The sequence below is a fragment of the Dactylosporangium sp. McL0621 genome (genome assembly GCF_049995355.1).
Classification (GTDB): Bacteria; Actinomycetota; Actinomycetes; order Mycobacteriales; family Micromonosporaceae; genus Dactylosporangium.
In genome coordinates, this window is sequence record NZ_CP188259.1 from 10,613,321 (window position 1) to 10,631,502 (window position 18,182).

General features: G+C 71.7%; 20 protein-coding genes. 5 read left to right on the plus strand and 15 right to left on the minus strand.

All coding sequences use genetic code 11. The features are described from left to right. Positions 1–42 precede the first annotated feature (42 nt). From rhaS to ACPPVO_RS50235, 4 genes are read right to left on the minus strand one after another with little or no spacing between them, the layout of a single operon-like run. Positions 43–1,098, minus strand: coding sequence for a rhamnose ABC transporter substrate-binding protein (gene rhaS / locus ACPPVO_RS50220; protein WP_426506266.1), 1,056 nt, complete (start codon positions 1,096–1,098; stop codon positions 43–45). A 54-nt stretch (positions 1,099–1,152) separates the two neighbouring features. Further along, entirely contained in the window at positions 1,153–2,127 is a 975-nt protein-coding gene (locus ACPPVO_RS50225; RefSeq protein WP_426506268.1) for an ABC transporter permease, read from the minus strand. Next, the gene (locus ACPPVO_RS50230) at positions 2,124–3,152 is read right to left on the minus strand and encodes an ABC transporter permease (RefSeq protein WP_426506270.1); all 1,029 of its coding nucleotides are present in this window, start codon (positions 3,150–3,152) and stop codon (positions 2,124–2,126) included. Before ACPPVO_RS50230 ends, ACPPVO_RS50225 begins: the two co-directional genes overlap by 4 nt. Next, complete coding sequence (locus tag ACPPVO_RS50235; RefSeq protein ID WP_426506272.1) at positions 3,149–4,651, minus strand: sugar ABC transporter ATP-binding protein; 1,503 nt, start codon at positions 4,649–4,651, stop codon at positions 3,149–3,151. Before ACPPVO_RS50235 ends, ACPPVO_RS50230 begins: the two co-directional genes overlap by 4 nt. 131 nt (positions 4,652–4,782) lie before the next feature. Between ACPPVO_RS50235 and ACPPVO_RS50240 the strand changes: the two genes are divergently transcribed. The 4 genes from ACPPVO_RS50240 (at position 4,783) to ACPPVO_RS50255 (ending at position 8,747) form a co-directional block, all read left to right on the plus strand. After that, positions 4,783–5,838, plus strand: coding sequence for a LacI family DNA-binding transcriptional regulator (locus ACPPVO_RS50240; protein WP_426506274.1), 1,056 nt, complete (start codon positions 4,783–4,785; stop codon positions 5,836–5,838). 3 nt (positions 5,839–5,841) lie between these two features. Continuing rightward, entirely contained in the window at positions 5,842–6,567 is a 726-nt protein-coding gene (locus tag ACPPVO_RS50245; protein ID WP_426506276.1) for a (Fe-S)-binding protein, read from the plus strand. Positions 6,568–6,697: 130 nt separating this feature from the next. Beyond that, on the plus strand, positions 6,698–8,152 hold the full coding sequence (locus ACPPVO_RS50250; RefSeq protein ID WP_426506278.1) for a LutB/LldF family L-lactate oxidation iron-sulfur protein: 1,455 nt from the start codon (positions 6,698–6,700) through the stop codon (positions 8,150–8,152). After that, positions 8,145–8,747, plus strand: a complete 603-nt coding sequence (locus ACPPVO_RS50255) for a LutC/YkgG family protein (RefSeq protein ID WP_426506280.1) — start codon at positions 8,145–8,147, stop codon at positions 8,745–8,747. The genes ACPPVO_RS50250 and ACPPVO_RS50255 overlap by 8 nt, the downstream gene beginning before the upstream one ends. Here ACPPVO_RS50255 and ACPPVO_RS50260 read toward each other — a convergent pair. The 9 genes from ACPPVO_RS50260 to ACPPVO_RS50300 all read right to left on the minus strand — a co-directional run bounded on the left by ACPPVO_RS50260 (position 8,656) and on the right by ACPPVO_RS50300 (position 15,867). Beyond that, on the minus strand, positions 8,656–9,348 hold the full coding sequence (locus ACPPVO_RS50260; protein WP_426506282.1) for a 4Fe-4S cluster-binding domain-containing protein: 693 nt from the start codon (positions 9,346–9,348) through the stop codon (positions 8,656–8,658). The genes ACPPVO_RS50255 and ACPPVO_RS50260 overlap by 92 nt on opposite strands. After that, positions 9,332–10,033: a helix-hairpin-helix domain-containing protein gene (locus ACPPVO_RS50265; RefSeq protein ID WP_426506284.1), complete on the minus strand. Its 702-nt coding sequence runs from the start codon at positions 10,031–10,033 to the stop codon at positions 9,332–9,334. Before ACPPVO_RS50265 ends, ACPPVO_RS50260 begins: the two co-directional genes overlap by 17 nt. Before the next feature lie 141 nt (positions 10,034–10,174). After that, a complete protein-coding gene (locus tag ACPPVO_RS50270) occupies positions 10,175–10,366 on the minus strand; it encodes a DUF2997 domain-containing protein (RefSeq protein ID WP_426506286.1) in 192 nt (63 codons plus the stop codon). Beyond that, positions 10,363–10,806: a hypothetical protein gene (locus ACPPVO_RS50275; protein WP_426506288.1), complete on the minus strand. Its 444-nt coding sequence runs from the start codon at positions 10,804–10,806 to the stop codon at positions 10,363–10,365. The genes ACPPVO_RS50270 and ACPPVO_RS50275 overlap by 4 nt, the downstream gene beginning before the upstream one ends. 2 nt (positions 10,807–10,808) lie before the next feature. Continuing rightward, positions 10,809–12,428 carry an AAA family ATPase gene (locus tag ACPPVO_RS50280; RefSeq protein ID WP_426506290.1) on the minus strand — a complete coding sequence of 540 codons (1,620 nt, stop codon included), beginning with the start codon at positions 12,426–12,428 and terminating at the stop codon, positions 10,809–10,811. 60 nt (positions 12,429–12,488) lie between these two features. Beyond that, a complete protein-coding gene (locus ACPPVO_RS50285) occupies positions 12,489–12,905 on the minus strand; it encodes a hypothetical protein (RefSeq protein ID WP_426506292.1) in 417 nt (138 codons plus the stop codon). A 5-nt stretch (positions 12,906–12,910) separates the two neighbouring features. Next, positions 12,911–13,459, minus strand: a complete 549-nt coding sequence (locus tag ACPPVO_RS50290) for a M15 family metallopeptidase (RefSeq protein ID WP_426506293.1) — start codon at positions 13,457–13,459, stop codon at positions 12,911–12,913. A gap of 1,227 nt (positions 13,460–14,686) precedes the next feature. After that, positions 14,687–15,361, minus strand: coding sequence for an anti-sigma factor family protein (locus tag ACPPVO_RS50295; RefSeq protein WP_426506295.1), 675 nt, complete (start codon positions 15,359–15,361; stop codon positions 14,687–14,689). Further along, entirely contained in the window at positions 15,358–15,867 is a 510-nt protein-coding gene (locus tag ACPPVO_RS50300; protein WP_426506297.1) for a sigma-70 family RNA polymerase sigma factor, read from the minus strand. The genes ACPPVO_RS50295 and ACPPVO_RS50300 overlap by 4 nt, the downstream gene beginning before the upstream one ends. A 250-nt stretch (positions 15,868–16,117) precedes the next feature. Here ACPPVO_RS50300 and ACPPVO_RS50305 point away from each other — a divergent pair, with 250 nt between their 5' ends. Continuing rightward, positions 16,118–16,747, plus strand: a complete 630-nt coding sequence (locus ACPPVO_RS50305; RefSeq protein WP_426506298.1) for a (2Fe-2S)-binding protein — start codon at positions 16,118–16,120, stop codon at positions 16,745–16,747. 99 nt (positions 16,748–16,846) lie between these two features. Here the strand turns inward: ACPPVO_RS50305 and ACPPVO_RS50310 are convergent, their stop codons facing one another. Beyond that, a complete protein-coding gene (locus tag ACPPVO_RS50310) occupies positions 16,847–17,071 on the minus strand; it encodes a CbtB domain-containing protein (protein WP_360390936.1) in 225 nt (74 codons plus the stop codon). Positions 17,072–17,145: 74 nt separating this feature from the next. Next, a complete protein-coding gene (locus ACPPVO_RS50315; protein WP_426506300.1) occupies positions 17,146–17,967 on the minus strand; it encodes a cyclase family protein in 822 nt (273 codons plus the stop codon). Positions 17,968–18,182 lie beyond the last annotated feature (215 nt).

Genomic DNA, 18,182 nt, shown 5'->3' on the forward strand with positions numbered 1-18,182 from the left:
AAGTCGTGGCGCCGAGCGCCCGACTTATCGAGCAGACCCCGGCTAGAAGTTGAACTGGTCGATATTGTCGGCCTTGAAGGTGTACGGGTCGCCGAGCAGCACGACGCCGTCCTTGCCCACGGTGAAGTCGCCGAGCTTGCCGGCCTTGAACTTGTCGCCCTCCTTGCCCTTGATCAGGCCGGAGGCGAGCGCCGCCCCCGCGTAGGCGGCGAGGTAGCCCAGGTCGGCCGGGTTCCACAGCGCGAACGCCTTGACGGTGCCGTCCTTGACGTACGCCTTCATCTGGTTCGGCGTGCCGAGCCCGGTCAGCTGGACCTTGCCCTTGTACGTCGAGCCGCTCAGGTAGCGCCCGGCCGCGGCGATGCCCACCGTGGTCGGGGAGATGATGCCCTTGAGGTTGGGGTGCTTGGCCATGAGGCCCTGCGCCTCCTGGAACGACTTCTGGTCGTCGTCGTCGCCGTAGACGGTGTCGACCAGCTTGAGCTTGCTGTACTCCGGCTTCGCCAGCTCGGTCTTCATCTGCTCGATCCAGGCGTTCTGATTGGTCGCGTTCGCCGTGGCCGAGAGGATCGCGATCTCGCCGCCGTCGGCGCCGATCGCGTCGGAGATGAGCTTGACCTGAATCTTGGCGATGCCCTCGCTGGTGGCCTGGTTGATGAACAGGTCGCGGCACTCGGGCTTGGTGTCGGAGTCGTAGGTGACGACCTTCGCGCCGTTCTGCCGCGCCTCGTTGAGCGCGCCGCAGATGGCGTCCTTGTCGTTGGCGGACACGGCGATGACGTTCGCGCCCTGCTGCGACAGCGTGTTGATGTAGCTGACCTGCGCCGAGGGGCTCGCCTCGGACGGGCCGGTCTCGCTGTACGTGCCCTTGAACTCGTCGACGGCGAGCTTGCCGCCCTTGTTGTCGGAGGTGTCGAAGTACGGGTTGTTCACCTGCTTGGGCAGGAACGCGACCTTGAGACCGCTCTTGATGGTGCCGGAGCCGGCGGCGGCGCCGCTGCTGTCGGTGGAGGTCGACGTGTCCGAGTCGTCGGCGCAGGCCGACATGCTGAATGCGAGGGCGGTCGCGACCACGGCCGCGATGAGCTTGCCTCTCATCGGGTTGAATCCTTTCAGTGGGGTGTCGGCGGAGCAGAAAAACGCGAGGTGCGATCAGGCGGGTCGGCGACGGCGCAGGCGTTCCCGCGCCATCGCCACCACGTTCGGTCCGACGACCGACGCGATGAGCAGCGAACCGGTGACGATGGTGAGCGTGTTCTCGGGCACGGAGGCCAGCTGGAGCTCGTTGCGCAGCACGCAGATGAGCACGACGGCGCCGAGGACGCCGAGGAGGCCGCCGCGGCCGCCGAAGATGGACACGCCGCCGAGGAGTACCGCCGCGACGACGGCGAGCTCCAGGCCGTTGGCGTTGTCGGCGCGGGCACTGGCGAAACGGAAGGTCCAGAAGACGCCGGCCAGGGCCGACATGGTGCTCGTGGTGACGAAGAGCCAGAACTTGGTGCGGCCGACCGCGACCCCGGCGAAGCGGGCCGCCTCGGCGTTGTTGCCCATCGCGTAGAGCCCGCGGCCGACCGGCGTGGCGTGCAGCACCACGGCGAAGAGCACGGCGAGGACCGCCACGACGATGATGAACCAGGGGATGGTCAGGCCGGGGATCGGCTTGGTCGAGCCGCTGGTCCACGAGACGGGGTAGTTCGAGATCGCCTTGTCCCCCAGCACGACGTAGGCGAGGCCCCGGTACAGCGCCAGGGTGCCGATCGTGACGGCGAGCGAGGGCAGGCCGAAGACCGTGATGAACAGGCCGTTGATCGCGCCCAGCACGGCGCCGAGCACCAGGCTCAGCACCACCAGCAGGGGCAGCGAGGTGACCCCGTGCGCCCACAGGTCGCCCATCGCGGCGCAGGTCAGGCCCATCACGCTGGCCACGGACAGGTCGATCTCGCCGGTGATGATGACGAGCGTGAGCGGCAGGGCCACGATCGCGATCGGGATGACCTCCAGCGTCACGAACCGCCAGAAGCGCGGGCTGGCCACCCCCTCCACGGAGGCCGCGCCGACCGCGACGACCAGCACGAGGGCCAGCAGGACGATCAGGTCCCAGGACCCGATGCGGCGGACGATGTTCACTGGTGCACCCCTCGCTCGAGGCTCTTCGTGACTCGCAGCGACAGCGCCCGGTCCAGGCCGATCGCCGCCAGGATCAGCGCGCCGACGGCGGCCCGCTGCCAGAACGGGGTGACGCCGAGCACCGGCAGCGCGCTGCCGATGGTGGTGAGCAGCATCGCGCCGAGGGCCGCGCCGTAGACCGAGCCGCTGCCGCCGAAGATCGCGACGCCGCCGACGACGACCGCGGCGACGACGTTGAGCTCCTGGCCGAGGCCGGCGTTGGCGTCGAGCGTGCCGAATCGGGCCACGTACAGCACCCCGGCCAGCCCGGCGAGCGCGCCGCAGGTGACGAACGCGAAGAACACGCGCCGCCCGACCGCGATGCCGGACAGGCGGGCCGCGGCGGGATCGGAGCCGATGGCGTAGAGCTCCCGGCCGCTGCGGTAGGAGCGCAGGAAGAACCCGGCGGCGAGCACGACGACGAGGGCGAAGAGCGTCAGCAGCGGTACCCCCACGATCGTCCTCGTCCCCATGTGCAGGAACGAGGCCGGGATGTCCGCGGCGTTGATCTGCTTGCCGGTGGCCCATCGGTAGTCGATGCCGCGGAAGACGTACAGCGTGCCGAGGGTCACCACGAGCGCTGGCACCCGGGCGGCGGCGATGAGGGCGCCGTTGACCGCGCCGCACACCGCGCCGAGCGCCGCGCCCGCCACCAGCACCACCGGGATCGGGATGCCGGGGTGGTTCAGGAAGAGCGTGCCGGTCAGGAACGCCGACAGGCCCAGGACCGAGCCGACCGAGAGGTCGACGTTGCGCGTGATGACGACGATCGCCTGCCCGGTGGCCAGGATCGCCAGGATCGTCGCGCCCAGCAGCAGGTCCTTGACGCTCTGCTGGGACAGGAACCGCGGGTTGGTGACCGCGGTGATGCCGATGAGCAGCACCAGCGCGACCAGGATGCCCAGCTCGCGGACCAGGAAGACGCGGTGGGTGAGCCGGGTGGCCCGCGCTGTGCGTGGCGGGGCCGGAGTCTCGACGGTCGTCATCGCTCCCCCTGCCCGGTGGCGGCCAGCATCACGGACTCCTCGTCGGCTCGGGTGCGGGGGATGTCGGCGGCCAGCCGCCCTTCGTGCATGACCAGGACCCGGTCGGCCATGCCGAGCACCTCCGGCAGCTCGCTGGAGACCATGAGGACCGCGACGCCCTCGCCGGCCAGCCGGGTCAGCAGGCGGTGGACCTCGGCCTTGGTGCCGACGTCGATGCCGCGGGTCGGCTCGTCGACGATGAGCACGCGGGGCTGGGTGGCCAGCCACTTGGCCAGCACGACCTTCTGCTGGTTGCCGCCGGACAGGGTGGAGACCGGATCGCCGAGCCGGCCCGCCTTGACCTGCAGGCGCTGGGCCCAGTCCTGGGCCGAGCGCCGCTCGGCCCCGCCGAACAGCAGCCCGAGACTGGACAGCGACCAGCGCCGCGGCAGGGTGGCGTTGCGCTCGACGGACAGCTCCATCACCAGGCCCTGCTGGCGGCGGTCCTCGGGCACGAGCGCGAGGCCGGCCCCGATCGCCGCCGACGCACTGCCGGCGCGCAGGGGCTTGCCGTCGACCAGCACCTCGCCCGAGTCGTACCGGTCGACGCCGAACACGGCCCGGATGACCTCGGAGCGCCCGGCCCCGACGAGCCCGGCCAGGGCCACGATCTCGCCGCTGTGGACGGTGAAGCTGATGTCGTGGAAGGCGCCGGCCCGGTTGAGGCCGCGGACCTCCAGGCGGGCCTCGCCGATTGCCGCCTCCGGATTCGGGGCCTTCGTTTTTCCCGGGTAGAGGTCGCCGACCTCCCGGCCGACCATGCGGCGCACGACGTCGGCGACGGTGAGCTCGTCGGCCGGGTCGGTGGAGACCCAGCGCCCGTCGCGCATGACGGTGATGCGCTGGCACAGCGCGAACACCTCGTCGAAGCGGTGCGAGATGAACAGGACCGCGGCCCCGGCGTCGCGCAGGGAGCGGGCCACGGAGAAGAGCCGCTCGACCTCGACGCCGGACAGCGCCGCGGTCGGCTCGTCCATGACGAGCACCTTGGCGTCGAACGACAGCGCCTTGGCGATCTCGACCAGCTGCTGGTCGGCGATCGACAGGCCGCGGGCCGGGCGGTCGAGGTCCATCTGCACGCCGAGGCGCGCGAAGAGCTCGGTGGCGCGCCGGCGCATCTCGGCGGTATCGATGCGGCGCCCGGACTTCAGCGGCTGGCGGCCCATGAAGAGGTTCTCGGCGATCGACAGGTCGGGGAAGAGCGTCGGCTCCTGGTAGATCACGGCGATGCCGGCCGCACGGGCGTCGGCGGGGTTGTTGAGCACCAGCGGCCGGCCGTCCAGGGTCAGCGTCCCGGCGTCGGGCGCGTGCGCCCCGGCCAGGACCTTGACCAGCGTGGACTTGCCGGCGCCGTTCTCGCCGACCAGCGCGTGGGCCTCGCCGGCGCGCAGGTCCAGGCGCACGTCGCGGAGCGCCGCGACGGCACCGAAGGACTTGCTGACGCCCTCGAGAACGAGCACCCGGGCCTCCGTTCCTGCACCTTGTGAAACGTTTCATCGACTGGTTAGAGTGACGTTAGAAGCCGAGCCCGGACCGCGTCAAGGGTTTCGGTCGCGTTACCGTTCCGATACACCGGACGTTCAGGAGATCGATGACGACGACAGCTGGCATCAAAGAGGTCGCACGACGGGCCGGCGTCTCCATCGGTACCGTCAGCAACGTCCTCAACCGCCCCGAGCTCGTCGCCACCACCACCCGGCAGCGCGTGCTCGACGCGATCGCCGAGCTCGGCTACGTGCGCAACGACTCGGCGCGGCAGCTGAGGGCCGGGCACAGCCGGCAGATCGCGCTGGTGGTCCTCGACGTGACGAACCCCTTCTTCACCGACGTGGTCCGGGGCGCGGAGGCCGCCGCCGAGGACCACGGCGTGATGGTCGTGGTGTGCAACAGCGGCGAGGACGCCCACCGCGAGCACCGCCACCTCGACCTGCTCGAGGAGCAGCGGGTGCGCGGCGTGCTCATCACCCCGGTCGACGAGTCGCCGAACTCCCGCCTGGAGCAGCTCATCCAGCGCGGCACCCCGGTGGTGCTGGTGGACCGCGGCTCGGGCCGGCACAGCCGCTGCTCGGTCGCGGTCGACGACGTGCTCGGCGGCCGGCTCGCCGGGGAGCACCTCGTCGAGCAGGGGCACCGGCACATCGCGTTCGTCGGCGGGCCCATGTCGATCGCCCAGGTGCACGACCGCCACGCCGGCATCGCCGAGGCCGTCGAGGGGCGGGCCGAGCTGTCGGTGGTACCGACGCCGAACCTCACCGTCGCGTCCGGCCGGGCCGCCGCCACCCAGATCGCCGCCCAGGTCGCCGCGGCCGGCGACGACCGGCCGACCGCCGTGTTCTGCGCCAACGACCTGCTCGCCCTGGGGGTGCTGCAGGAGATGACCCAGCGCGGCGTGCGGGTGCCGCAGGACGTGGCGATCGTCGGCTACGACGACATCGAGTTCGCCGCGGCCGCCGCGGTGCCGTTAAGCTCGGTGCGGCAACCCCGCGAGCAGCTCGGCCGCACGGCGGCAGCCCTGCTGCTCGAGGAGATCGAGGACGACGGCCGGCACGAGCACCGGCACGTGGTCTTCCAACCCGAGCTGATCGTCCGCGACTCGAGCGGCCGCCCGCGCAGCCGCCGACAGAGCGCACTGAAGGGCAGGCGGTGACCCATGCGCGTCGCCTTGTTCGTCACCTGCCTCGCCGACGCGATGTTCCCCCAGGTCGGTAAGGCCACGGTGGCCCTGCTGGAGCGCCTCGGGCACGAGGTGGTGTTCCCCGAGGCCCAGACCTGCTGCGGGCAGATGCACATCAACACCGGGTACCAGCGCCAGGCGGTCAAGCTCGTCGAGCACCACATGCGCACCTTCGAGCCCTACGACGCGATCGTGGCGCCCTCGGGCTCCTGCGTGGGTTCGGTACGCCACCAGCACGCCATGGTCGCCGAGCGCGCGGGCAAGCGCCAGCTCGCGGCCCGGGCCGGCGAGGTCGCCGGGCGCACCTACGAGCTCTCGGAGTTCCTCGTCGACGTGCTCGGCGTGACCGACGTCGGCGCGCGCTACCCGCACCGGGTCACCTACCACCCGACCTGCCACTCGCTGCGCCTGCTGCGCGTCGGCGACCGTCCGCTGCGGCTGCTGCGCGCGGTCGAGGGCATCGACCTGGTCGAGCTGCCCGACGCCGAGCAGTGCTGCGGCTTCGGGGGCACCTTCGCCCTCAAGAACGCCGACACCTCGGCCGCGATGCTCGCCGACAAGCTGCGCAACGTGCTGTCCACCTCCCCCGACGTCGTCGCCGCCGGGGACTCGTCGTGCCTGATGCACATGGGCGGCGGGCTCTCGCGGCTGTCGGTGGAGACTCGTCCGGTACACCTGGCGGAAATTCTGGCGTCCACATGAGCGGTCCGCAGCGAAGCGGTGCCTGGTCTGGGTCGGTCCGCGCGAAGCCGCATCGAGCCAGACTGGGCATTGGGGCCGCTCACAGAGGCGTAGGTGGCTGCTCGTCCGGCCGGAGCGAAGCGGAGGTCGCATGAGCACGTTCCTGGGAATGCCCGTGGTGGCTCCCCGCGGAGTCGGGCAGCTGCGCGGCGACGAGCCCTTCCCCGCCGCGGCCCGCACGGCGCTGGGCAACGAGCAGCTGCGGCGCAACCTCGGCCACGCGACCCGCACCATCCGCGCCAAGCGGGCCGCGGTCGTCGCCGAGGTGCCGGACTGGGAGCAGCTGCGCCGGGCCGGCGAGGCGCTCAAGGCCGCGACCATGGCCCGCCTGCCCGAGCTGCTGGAGCAGCTGGAGGAGCGGGTCACGGCCAACGGCGGGCACGTGCACTGGGCCCGCGACGCCAACGAGGCCAACGCGATCGTCGCCGGCCTGGTCCGCGCGGCCGGGGCCGACGAGGTCGTCAAGGTCAAGTCCATGGCGACCCAGGAGATCGGGCTCAACGAGGCCCTGCAGGAGCAGGGCATCGCGGCGTGGGAGACCGACCTCGCCGAGCTCATCGTGCAGCTCGGCAACGACAAGCCCTCGCACATCCTGGTGCCGGCGATCCACCGCAACCGCACCGAGATCCGCGACATCTTCCTGCGCGCGATGCCGGACGTGCCGGCGGACCTCACCGACGAGCCGCGCCGGCTGGCCATGGCCGCCCGCGAGCACCTGCGCCGCAAGTTCCTCTCCGCGAAGGTCGCGGTGTCGGGGGCCAACTTCGCCGTCGCCGAGACCGGCACGCTCGCGGTCGTCGAGTCGGAGGGCAACGGCCGGATGTGCCTGACCCTCCCGCCGACGCTGATCACGGTCATGGGCATCGAGAAACTCGTGCCCACGTGGTCCGACCTCGAGGTGTTCCTGCAGCTGCTGCCGCGCTCCTCGACCGGGGAGCGGATGAACCCGTACACGTCGCTGTGGACCGGCGTGACGCCCGGTGACGGGCCGCAGGAGTTCCACCTGGTGCTGCTGGACAACGGGCGCACCGCGGTGCTCGCCGACGAGGTGGGCCGCTCGGCGCTGCACTGCATCCGCTGCAGCGCGTGCCTGAACGTGTGCCCGGTCTACGAGCGCACCGGCGGGCACGCGTACGGCTCGGTGTACCCGGGCCCGATCGGCGCGGTGCTGAGCCCCCAGCTGACCGGGGTCGAGGACAACGCCTCGCTGCCCTACGCCTCCAGCCTGTGCGGCGCCTGCTTCGACGCCTGCCCGGTGCGCATCGACATCCCCTCGCTGCTGGTACACCTGCGGGCCCGGCACGTCGAGGAGCACCGCGGCCCGTCGGCCGAGGCGGTGTCGATGGCCGCGATGGCGTGGGTGATGGCGAGCCCGGGCCGGTTCCGCGGCGGCGAGCGGCTCATGCGCCTCGGCCGCCTGCTCGGCCGGCGCCGCGACCGCATCGGCGCGCTGCCGCCGCCGCTGTCGGCGTGGACGGACAGCCGCGACCTGCCCCGCCCGCCGGCCCAGACCTTCCGCGAATGGTGGCGCACGCGCAATGGCTGACGACTCCCGATCCGTGGTCCTGGCCCGCATCCGCGCCGCGCTGGGCTCCGCGCCCGCCGTGCCCGAGGTACCGCGCGACTACCGGCCCGCCGACCCGGCCCGCCGCGGCGACCTCGACCTGCTCGTCGACCGGCTCGAGGACTACAAGGCGACCGTCGTGCCCACCACCGAGGCCACGCTGGAGGCCGACCTGGCCCGGGCGCTGGACGGCCTCGCCCCGCTGATCGTGCCGCCGGGCCTGCCGTTCGCGGTGCCCGGGTCCACCGTGGACGACGGGACCCGGACGGCGGCGGAGCTGGACGCGTTCGCGGCCGTGGTGACGTGCTGCGCGGCGGCGGTGGCGGAGACCGGGACGATCGCCCTGGACGGCTCGGCCGGCCAGGGGCGCCGCGCGGTCACCCTCGTGCCGGACCGGCACTTCTGCGTGGTGCGCGCCGACCAGGTCGTCCAGACCGTGCCGGACCTCCTCGCGCGGCTCACGCCGACCCGCCCCCTGACGCTGATCAGCGGGCCGTCGGCGACGAGCGATATCGAGCTGAACCGGGTCGAGGGCGTGCACGGGCCCCGGACCCTGGTCGTGCTGCTGATTCGCTGAGCAGGGCGTCGAGGGTCTCGTCGTCGGCCCAGCCGTTCACGGCCAGGGTGCCGTCGGCGCCGACCGTGATCTCCAGGCGGTCCGGGGTCGCGGCGAGCGCCGACGGCGGGATGCGGTCGCCGCGGTGGACGTACTCCTGGTTGGCGGAGCCGGCCCAGGGCCGCGCGTGGTCGACCAGCCCGGCGACGAACGGGCCGGCCACGAGCAGGTCGGTGGCGGCCAGCAGCGCGGCGACGTCCGCGCGTCCGCCGTGGACGGCCGAGTCCAGCTGGGCGGTGGTGTAGCCCGAGAACGTCATGACCGAGCGGCCGGCGGCCCGTACCCCCGCGGCGACGACGGCGAGCGGGGCGGCGTGGTCGAACGGCTCGCCGCCGAGCAGGGTCAGGCCCTCGGTCCCGGCGGCGAGGACCCGGGCCAGGACGTCGGCGGTCGGGGTCGGGGTGCCGCCGCGGAACGTCCACAGGTGCGGGTTGAAGCAGCCGGCGCAGCGGATGGTGCAGCCCTGCACCCACAGGGCGGTACGCTCCCCCGGGCCCTCGGCGACCGTGCGCTCCACGAACCGCCCGACCGCGAGGGTGCCGGGCTCAGAAGTCGAGAACACGGCCCGGGCCCGGCGGCTGCGACTGCGGCGCCCGGGGCCGCGGGGTGCAGGTGAGGACCGCGCGGAGACGGGCGAACTCGTGCGGGGCCAGGGCGGCCGCGGCGGCGAACTCCTCGACGGTCCGGAAGCCGCCGCGGGCCTCGCGGTCGGCGACGATCCGCTCCGCCCGCGGGAGGTCGAGGCGGGCGCCCTCCGCCAGCTGCACCGAAGTCGCCCGGTTCACGTCGAGGCGGGCGCCCTCCGCCAGCTGCACCGAAGTCGCCCGGTTCACGTCGAGGGGGGCGGCCGGCGCGGGCGCGAAGACCGGCGGGGGCGCCAGCGGGGCCGCCGGCGGCGAGGACGCCTCGAACCACGGGCGGTTCGCGGCCCGCCACCGCAGCCAGGAGCCGTTCAGGACCAGGGCGTGCACGATGCTCGCGAACCACAGGGCGAAGTAGGTGACCGCGATCGCGGTGCTCACCTGCGAGTCCTCGCCGAGCCGGTTGATGGCGACGAGGCCGGCCCACGGCAGCACGAGGTACGCGACCCCGAGGCCCCACCACGCCGGGCGCCGCGCGGTGATGCCGATGTAGAGGAAGCCGGTGCCGCCGAGGCAGCCCACGCCGAGGACGACGAGCAGCACCCACCAGCTGTTGCGCAGACGCCAGCCGAGGCTCGCCGGGCTAGGCTCTGTCCTGCCGATCATGTCGAGCCGAGACGAGGTCCAGATTTCGCCTGCGTGTGGCCCGCGGAGGCCTGGCTACCGGTGTTGTAACCCGGCCTTCGCGGGGTGCGCGCAGGCGGAATCTGGGCCCGGCGCAGGCCGGCATGATCGGCAGGACAGAGCCTAGAGGCCATCGTGCTGAACCTGCCTGTTCTGAACGGTCGTGAATTCCCTGGTGTACTCGCTGTGCACCGTCTGCGCCCCCAGTAGGTCCTCGAGCACCTCGACGTAGTCGAGGCACTTCGAACCGGTGATGCCCAGCGTCTCGGCGGAGACCGTGCCGTCCTCGGCCACGGTGACGACGATGCGTTTCACGTCGCCCGCTCCACCGCGAAGACAAGGCGCACGGCCCGGTCGGGGGTCACCGAGCGCGACTCCAGGCGCAGGCCCGCGGCCGGGGCGCGCTGGGTGAGCCGGGCCAGGACGGCCGCCTGGACCTGCCGGCCGTAGGCGGCGTCGACCGCCCGCACGATGTCGACCGCCCGCGGCTCGTCGACGTCGCCGGTGAAGTACGCGGCCCACACCTGCCGCTCGTCGCGGACGAAGCGGGCCCGCACGCCCGCCCAGTCCGCGACGAGCGCGTCTCCGTCGGGCTCCACCGCCGCCCGGGTGTCCCGCAGCGCGGCCGCGAGCAGGTTCACGTCGCGCATCCGGGTCTGCACCGCGCAGACCGTGCCCTGCTTGCCCTTGGTGAGCCCGGCGTGCGCCGCGGCGGCGGCAATTGCCAGCGGTACCAGAATCAGGGAAACGCTCATCGTCAGACCTCGATCGTGCGTCCGTGGGTGCCCAGCACGGGCATGGGCGCGGTCGGCGGCTCCTCGTCGGGGTCCCAGTCCTCGGCGGCCGTCGCCGCCACGGCCCGGGTGCGGGCCCAGTCCCGGATCGCGTCGAGCTTCTCGGACTGGGTGACGCTCAGCGGTACCGTCGCCGCAATGGCCCGCAGCAGGTCCTCCCGGTGCAGGGGGCGCCGCTCGGAGAACGCGTCGAAGAGCGCCGCGACGACCGCCTGCTCGATCTCGGCGCCGGAGTAGCCGTTGGTCAGCCCGCACAGCTCGCGCAGGAGCGCGTCGTCGGGCCGCAGCGCGCCCTGCACCGCGGGCCGGGTCAGGCGCCGGCGCAGGTGCACGCCCCAGATCGAGGCGCGCTCGGCCCGGCTCGGCAGGTCGACGAAGAAGATCTCGTCGAAGCGGCCCTTGCGCAGCAGCTCGGGCGGCAGGCGCTCGATGTCGTTGGCGGTCGCGATGACGAACACCGAGCCGGTCTTCTCCTGCATCCAGGTGAGGAAGGTGCCGAAGACCCGGTTGGTGGTACCGCCGTCATTGCCCGCGCTCGTCGAGAAGCCCTTCTCGATCTCGTCGACCCACAGCACGCACGGGGCGCTGGCCTCGGCGGTGCGCAGCGCGGCCCGCATGTTCTGCTCGCTGGAGCCGATGAGCCCGGAGAAGACGCGGCCGATGTCGAGCCGCAGCAGCGGCAGCCCCCACGCGGCGGCGACGGCCTTGGCGGTCAGCGACTTGCCGCAGCCGGGCACGCCGGTGATGAGCACGCCCCTGGGGGCCGGCAGCCCGTACTCCGCGGCGGCCGCGAGCCACGTGTTGTCCCGCTTGGCCAGCCAGCGCTTGAGGTTCTCCAGCCCGCCGACCTCGTCGAGGCGCACGCCGGCGTCGACGTACTCGAGCACGCCGGCCTTGCGCACCGCCTGCCGCTTCTCCTCGTGTACCACGCCGAGGTCGTGCAGGTCGAGCACGCCGTCGTTGACCATGGCCCGGGCGAACGCGTTCTCGGCCTCGTGCAGCGTGAGCCCGGTCGCGGCCTTGGCGAACCGCTCCCGGCCGACGGGGTCGAGCTCGATGCGGATCCGCCCGCCCGAGGCGTTGCCCGCGATCATCGCCTCCAGCACGCCGCGGATCTCGGCCTCGCTCGGCAGCGGGAAGTCGACGATCGTGACGTCCTTCTCCAGGTCGGGCGGGATGCGCAGGACGGGGGCGACGATGATGAGCGTCCGCGGTACCGCACCCGCCTTGAACGCCGCGGCGATGTCCCGCAGCCGCCGCACGACGCTCGGCAGCACCGGCACGTCGCCGCCCAGCGAGCTGTGCAGGTCGCGGAACACGAACAGGCCGGGCTGCTGGATGCGCAGCACCGTCTCGAGGGCGTTGTCGGGCTCGGTCGTGTACTGGGTCGCGACCCCGTCGGGCTGCAGCAGCCCGCTCGTAGCCGACCAGGTCCACACCGGCCGCGGCGTCCGCACGAGCGCGGCGTCCCCGGCGACCGCGGCGAGCTCGCCGAGCACGCGGTGCTCCTCGTAGGACTCGACGTACAGGACCGGGAACCTGGCCTTCAACAGCTGCGCCAGATTGTGGCGGAAACCGGTCACTGCGCTGTCCTCTCCTTACCGCGAGTCGTTCGTCGCACGACCCTAACCGCGGTGTGGAGATCAGATGAGTCCGCTGGTTGCCGCCAGACCTGTCAGAAACGCGCCACCGACGAGCACCGTCATGGCCCACGCCTGAACCTTCAGCCTTTTCCGGAACCCGGCCCGCTCGGCGGGCAGCGCGAACACCCGGGCGGGCCAGTGCCGCCAGCTCACGTTGGCGAAAATGACGGCGGCGACGAGGTACACCGGAAGCAGGTAGTAAATCCCCGCCAGCGCGGCGGTGACGAGCAGCGCGGCGATGAGCGGCACCACCTTCCACCGGTTCCCGTGGGCCATGACCAGCAGGAAGTCCTCGAGGTCGTCATCCTTGGCGAAGTAGCGCTCGGCCTTGGGCTGCACGACGAGCAGGCTGTACCCCATGGCCCCGGCCCAAGCGGCGGCGAGCGCGAGGTGGACGGTCGTGAAGAGGGCGGTCACGCCTCTCATCTTGCTCGATACGCCCAGTGCCACGGCTCCCGCGGCGTGGTCTCGGCAAACCCGAACCGCCCGGCGTTCTGCCGCATCCACGCCTGCGCCTTGCCGTCCAGGTCGAGGTCGACGGCCAGCCCCCACCCGTGATCGCTGGTACCGGGCTTGGCGGCGAGCCCGCCGTTGGCGTACAAGCCCTTACGCTTGGCGAGGTCGACCTGCTCGGCGAGGGGCCGGTACGAGTCGGTGATCCCGATGCCGACCCCCTGCGCCCGCGCGGCCCGCATCAGCGCGTCGAGCGACGTGGCGGCGGGCGCCCACAGCCTGTGCCCGGTCGTTCCGACGCGCTGGAGCGCACTTTCCGGGACGCGCCCGTTGCCGTACTTCGTCAGCTCGACCGGCACTCCCCCGGGTGTGCGCGCGGTGCGCAGCGTGGCGTCGAGCGTCTGCTGAAACGACTCGCCGCCGCCCGGGCCTTCGACGGCGGGCGGTCGGAACGTGGCAATCTGGGACCGGATCTGCGCCATGCGGGTCGCGATCCCGGTGATGCCTGTGGCCTCCACATTGCCACCATCGGCCACCCGAACGGCAACCTTTGCCCCTTGGCCCCCCGAAGTCGGCCGCGCCCCCACCGCCGAGCGACTCGTTGGGACAATTGTCGATGGAATCGGCTTCGGCGGGCGCGGGCGGAATGCTCACCGCACAGGTCGCCGCGGCATCAACGTCGTTGTCGGCGCTGTCCACGCTGGGCGCTGGCGCGGATTCAAGGTCCCCGCTGTCCACGCCTTCCGCGCTGTCCACGCCTTCCGCGCTGTCCACACCTTCCGCGCTGTCCACACCTTCCGCGCTGTCCACACCTTCCGCGCTGTCCACACCTTCCGCGCTGTCCACACCTTCCGCGCTGTCCACACCTTCCGCGCTGTCCACACCTTCCGCGCTGTCCACACCTTCCGCGCTGTCCACACCTTCCGCGCTGTCCACGCCTTCCGCTGGCGCGGATTCAAGGTCCCCGCATTCCGCACAGTCCCCGCTGTCCGCGCTCTGCGCTGGCGCGGACTCAAGGTCCCCGCATTCCGCACAGTCCCCGCTGTCCGCGCTCTGCGCTGGCGCGGACTCAAGGTCCCCGCATTCCGCACAGTCCCCGCTTTCCGCACAGTGCCGTGGCGCCGCTTCACCATCGTGGTCGGCGACCGCCAGTTCCACAGGCGGCCCAGCCGGACATTCAACCGGTCCAGTCGGCGGTTCCGGCGACTTGGGCGTGAGGGCCTCCCGGCCCCGCTGCGCAAAGTAAGCCTCGGCCGCCTCAACACTGCCGTACTGGTCACAGAGCTTTTTCCGGTGCCGCTGCTCAAGCCCCCAGTCCCGATGCCGCTGGTGTTCCTTCCGAAACTTCTCACCAGCAGGCGAATAGTTACGCCGCCGAGTAGCGTCATACATAGCAGTAATTTCAGCCCGACCGAACAACCCCCGCTGCCCCAACACACATTGATTATCCCAAATCGCGCCCAAAAACAGGATCCCGTTTCAAATAGCGCGAGACAGGGCAGGGACCACCGAATGACGACCCGCACGAGCCCGGCAGCAAACCACGGCCAAGAGGCATAACCGCAAGCAACAACGAAAAGGGACCACGCTTACACATTGCGGGAGCCGAAGGCTCCCGCGCACCATCGGCCGAGCGTCGTTTGTCAGCCCCCAGTCCAGCTAAGAATACCAACAAACCCCGACATATCCCCCGGCAGGCGAAAAATCCGATATGTCGCGGCGCGCCAGCGCCCGACATATCGACTTCAGCCCAACCGAGCAGACCCGAGCAAATGCCCATCGTGGTCAGCGACCTGAACCGAGTCGACGTTAGCGAGCTGAATCGAGCTGGCCCCCGTAACCCGCGCCTGAGCGGTCTGAGTACGCCCCCAGCAAGCCGCCTGCTCCGACTGCCCACCCCGCCCAAGGACCTGCATGGTGAACGGCCCCTCCCCCGGCAGACCAGCGAGCTCGATCGAGACCGAAACCCCCCACTGGCGGGGACTGAGCGTGGCCCGCCCCGACAGCCCACTGCCGCCAGCCGCCTCGAACTCGACGACGGTCCCCGGGGAGGCCGAAGCCGACGGCGACGCAGCGGCCCGCGGCGCCGGGGCGGAGGCGGGCCGGCGCACGGCCAGCACCCCCGCCAGGACGGCGAGCGCGACGCACACCGCGGCAAGGGCGACGACCGGCAGGCGCCGCGGGCGGGCCCGGCGCAGGAAGGCGTCGAGGCCGGCGCGGGAGGGCGGCTCCAGCGGCGCGCCCGGGCCGCCCGGGAGGCGTTGCAGCAGCTCCGGTACCGCGGCCAGGCGCCCCACCTCGGTGCGGCACTCGGCGCACGTGCTCAGGTGGGCGTCGACCGTGTGCTGGTCGGTGTCGTCGAGGCCGCCCAGGACGTAGGCCCCGAGCAGCCGGCGCACCGCGTCGTGGCCGGCGGTCACCGTAACACCCCCATCTCCTCGAACACCGCCCGAAGCGCGCGTACCGCGTAGTAGGCGCGCGACTTGACGGTACCTTCCGGTACCGCAAGGCGTCTGGCCGTGTCGGCGACCGTGCGGCCGTCGTAGTACACGGAGCGGATCACCTCGCGGTGCTCCACGGAGAGGCGGTCGAGCGCGGCGGTGATGAGCCAGCCCTCGACGAGCTCGTCGACGTTGTCGGGGTCGGCGACGGCCGCGACCGCGTCGGGGTCGGAAACGAGCTGGGGGCGGCGCTGCTCGGCCCGCCAGGCGTTGCTGACGACGTTGCGGGCGATCGTCAGCAGGTACGCCCGCGTGGTGTCCCGGCTGACGTCGATGCGCTCGATGTGCCGCCAGGCCCGCAGGAGCGTGTCCTGCACGAGGTCCTCGGCGCGGTGGCGGTCCCGTTCGTACCGCAGGACGAAGGCGAGCAGCACACCGTAGTGCTCGGTGTACAGCGCGGTCATGAGCTCCTCGTCGCGCGTCACGCACAGCCCCTCTCGACGGCCTCCTGCCGACCTCTACCCCACCAGACTGTTCAGGGTTCAACCAACTCGGGGCAATTCTTTCGGCATAGGGTGCGGTGGTGAATCCGTACTTCGTCTGGGAGCCCTACTCCGGCGAGCCCGGATGGCGGCCGTTCGCGGCGCTCTCGACGGCCTCCTGCCGACCTCTACCCCACCAGACTGTTCAGGGTTCAACCAACTCGGGGCAATTCTTTCGGCATAGGGTGCGGTGGTGAATCCGTACTTCGTCTGGGAGCCCTACTCCGGCGAGCCCGGATGGCGGCCGTTCGCGGCGCTGCTGTCCCCCGACGTGGTGGCGGAGCGGGTCGCCGCGTCGCGGGAGGCGCTTGCGGGGATGTTCGGCCTCGGGCTGGAGGCGCTGCCGGCGCGGGTCGTGGCGTCCGTGCTGTTTCTCGGGTACGCGTCCCGGCTCGTCTCGCCGCCGCTCGCCCAGGCGCTGTCCGGCTCGGTGCCCGGCGTGGGGCCGGAGGACCTCTGGTGGCGGGAGGTGCCGGGCGGGCCGCTGCCCGTGGCGGTACACGCGAAGGAAAACCGCCCCGCGTCCGACCTTTTCGATGTCGCGATCCGCGGGCTGGTCATGCCGCTCGCGGAGGTGTTCGCCGCGCGGTTCCGGCTGTCGCGGCACGTGCTGTGGGGCAACGTGGCGTCGGCGCTGGGCGGGGCGGCGGGGCAGCTCGGGACGCGCGACGCCTGGTCGGCGGTGCAGGAGCTGGTGGCCCGGCCGCCGCTCGAGGGCATGGCGGATGTCGCCGTCGGCCGGCTCCGGAGACGCAACTGCTGCCTGTACTACCGAATCCCCGGCGGCGGCACCTGCGGGGACTGTGTTCTGAAAAGGCTCTAGGAGCTATATCGAAGTGGATGGCCGGGCTGCGGCGGACTCAGGCGTCGGCTGGAACCACCCCGGTCACACCCCGATACAACCCCGGTATCGACACAGCCCCTAGTGGCAGGGGAAACCGAGGAAGTGCCGGCCGTCGTGGACGAACTCGTGCACGTGGGAGTCGCTGCCGAAGATGGACACGGCGCCCTGGTCGATGCCGACGAAGTAGTAGACCAGCAGGGCGAGCAGCGCGGTGCCGCCGAGCCAGAACAGCGAGCGGGAGATCGGCAGGACGAGCGGTGTGGTGACCGCCTGCGGTGCCTCGGCGCCGGACATCGTGCTCATAACTGGACACTAAGCGTCCGCTGATCGTTACGTCAATCGGGCCGGTGCCGCGCGGGCACCGGCCCGGACGCGGTTCAGGCGTGGACGCCGGGCGGAATCACCCCGAAGATGAGGGCCGTCGAGCCGGAGCCCTTCTTGTTGATGAACCCGCCGCAGAGCACCGACGCGCCGGTGGTCGGGAACTGGGCGAGGTTCGCGATGATCTCGAGGCTGACGCGGTGGCGTTGGTACACCAGCAGCGAGGCGAGGAAGTTCGGGTCGGTACCGAGGTCCGGTCCGAAGGTGTCGATGCCGGTGCCGCCGTTGCGCCCGATGCGGCCCGTGTCGATGAACCACTGGACGGTCTCCGGGGCAAAGCCGGGCTGGTGCAGCACGCCGTCGCCGTCCAGGTTCGGAAAGGCGGGAGTGCCCCATTTGTACTCCCAGCCGGTCCACATGATGATCATCGATTCGTCGGGAATGCGGCCGTGGCGGCGCTCCCACTGCTTCACGTCGTCCACGGTCAATGCGTAGTCGGCGTTGCGGGCGCATTTGTCGCGCACGTCGATCTTCACCGCGGGCAGGAACAGGTCGTTCGGGTCGAGGTCGTCGGCGAGCGGCTCACCGGCGTTGAAGTGGCCCGGCGCGCCCCAGTGGGTGCCGGTCGCCTCGCCCTCGCGGACGTACTGCAGGTAGTAGCCCTCGTTCTCGATCGTCGCGATGGTCTCGAGCGTGAACGCGGGGTCGCCGGGGTAGATGTTGGTCTTGGCCGGGTCGTTGACGTGGGACAGGCTGATGAGGCGGGTCTTGCCCGGGCGTAAGGACTCGGCGTCGGCGGCGTTCGCGGTGCCGGCGATTCCGGCGGCACCCGCGACGGCCCCTCCGGCCGCGGCGGCGAGCAGGTGTCGTCTCTGCATGGTCGTCAATCTACGGTGTGGCGGCCGCGTTTTCCGGTGCGGTCTTGCCACGGCGGACGCCGGGATTCCTGACGGGAGCAACGGTCCGCACCACAACGGACCGGAGTCATGGTTTTTCGGGTCTTTCGTCCCCAGACTTCCGCCAGGTTGGTCACCTACCATCGAGCCCGCGGCGGGTGATCTTTCGCCGGAAATCGGGAACCGGTCGCCCGCCC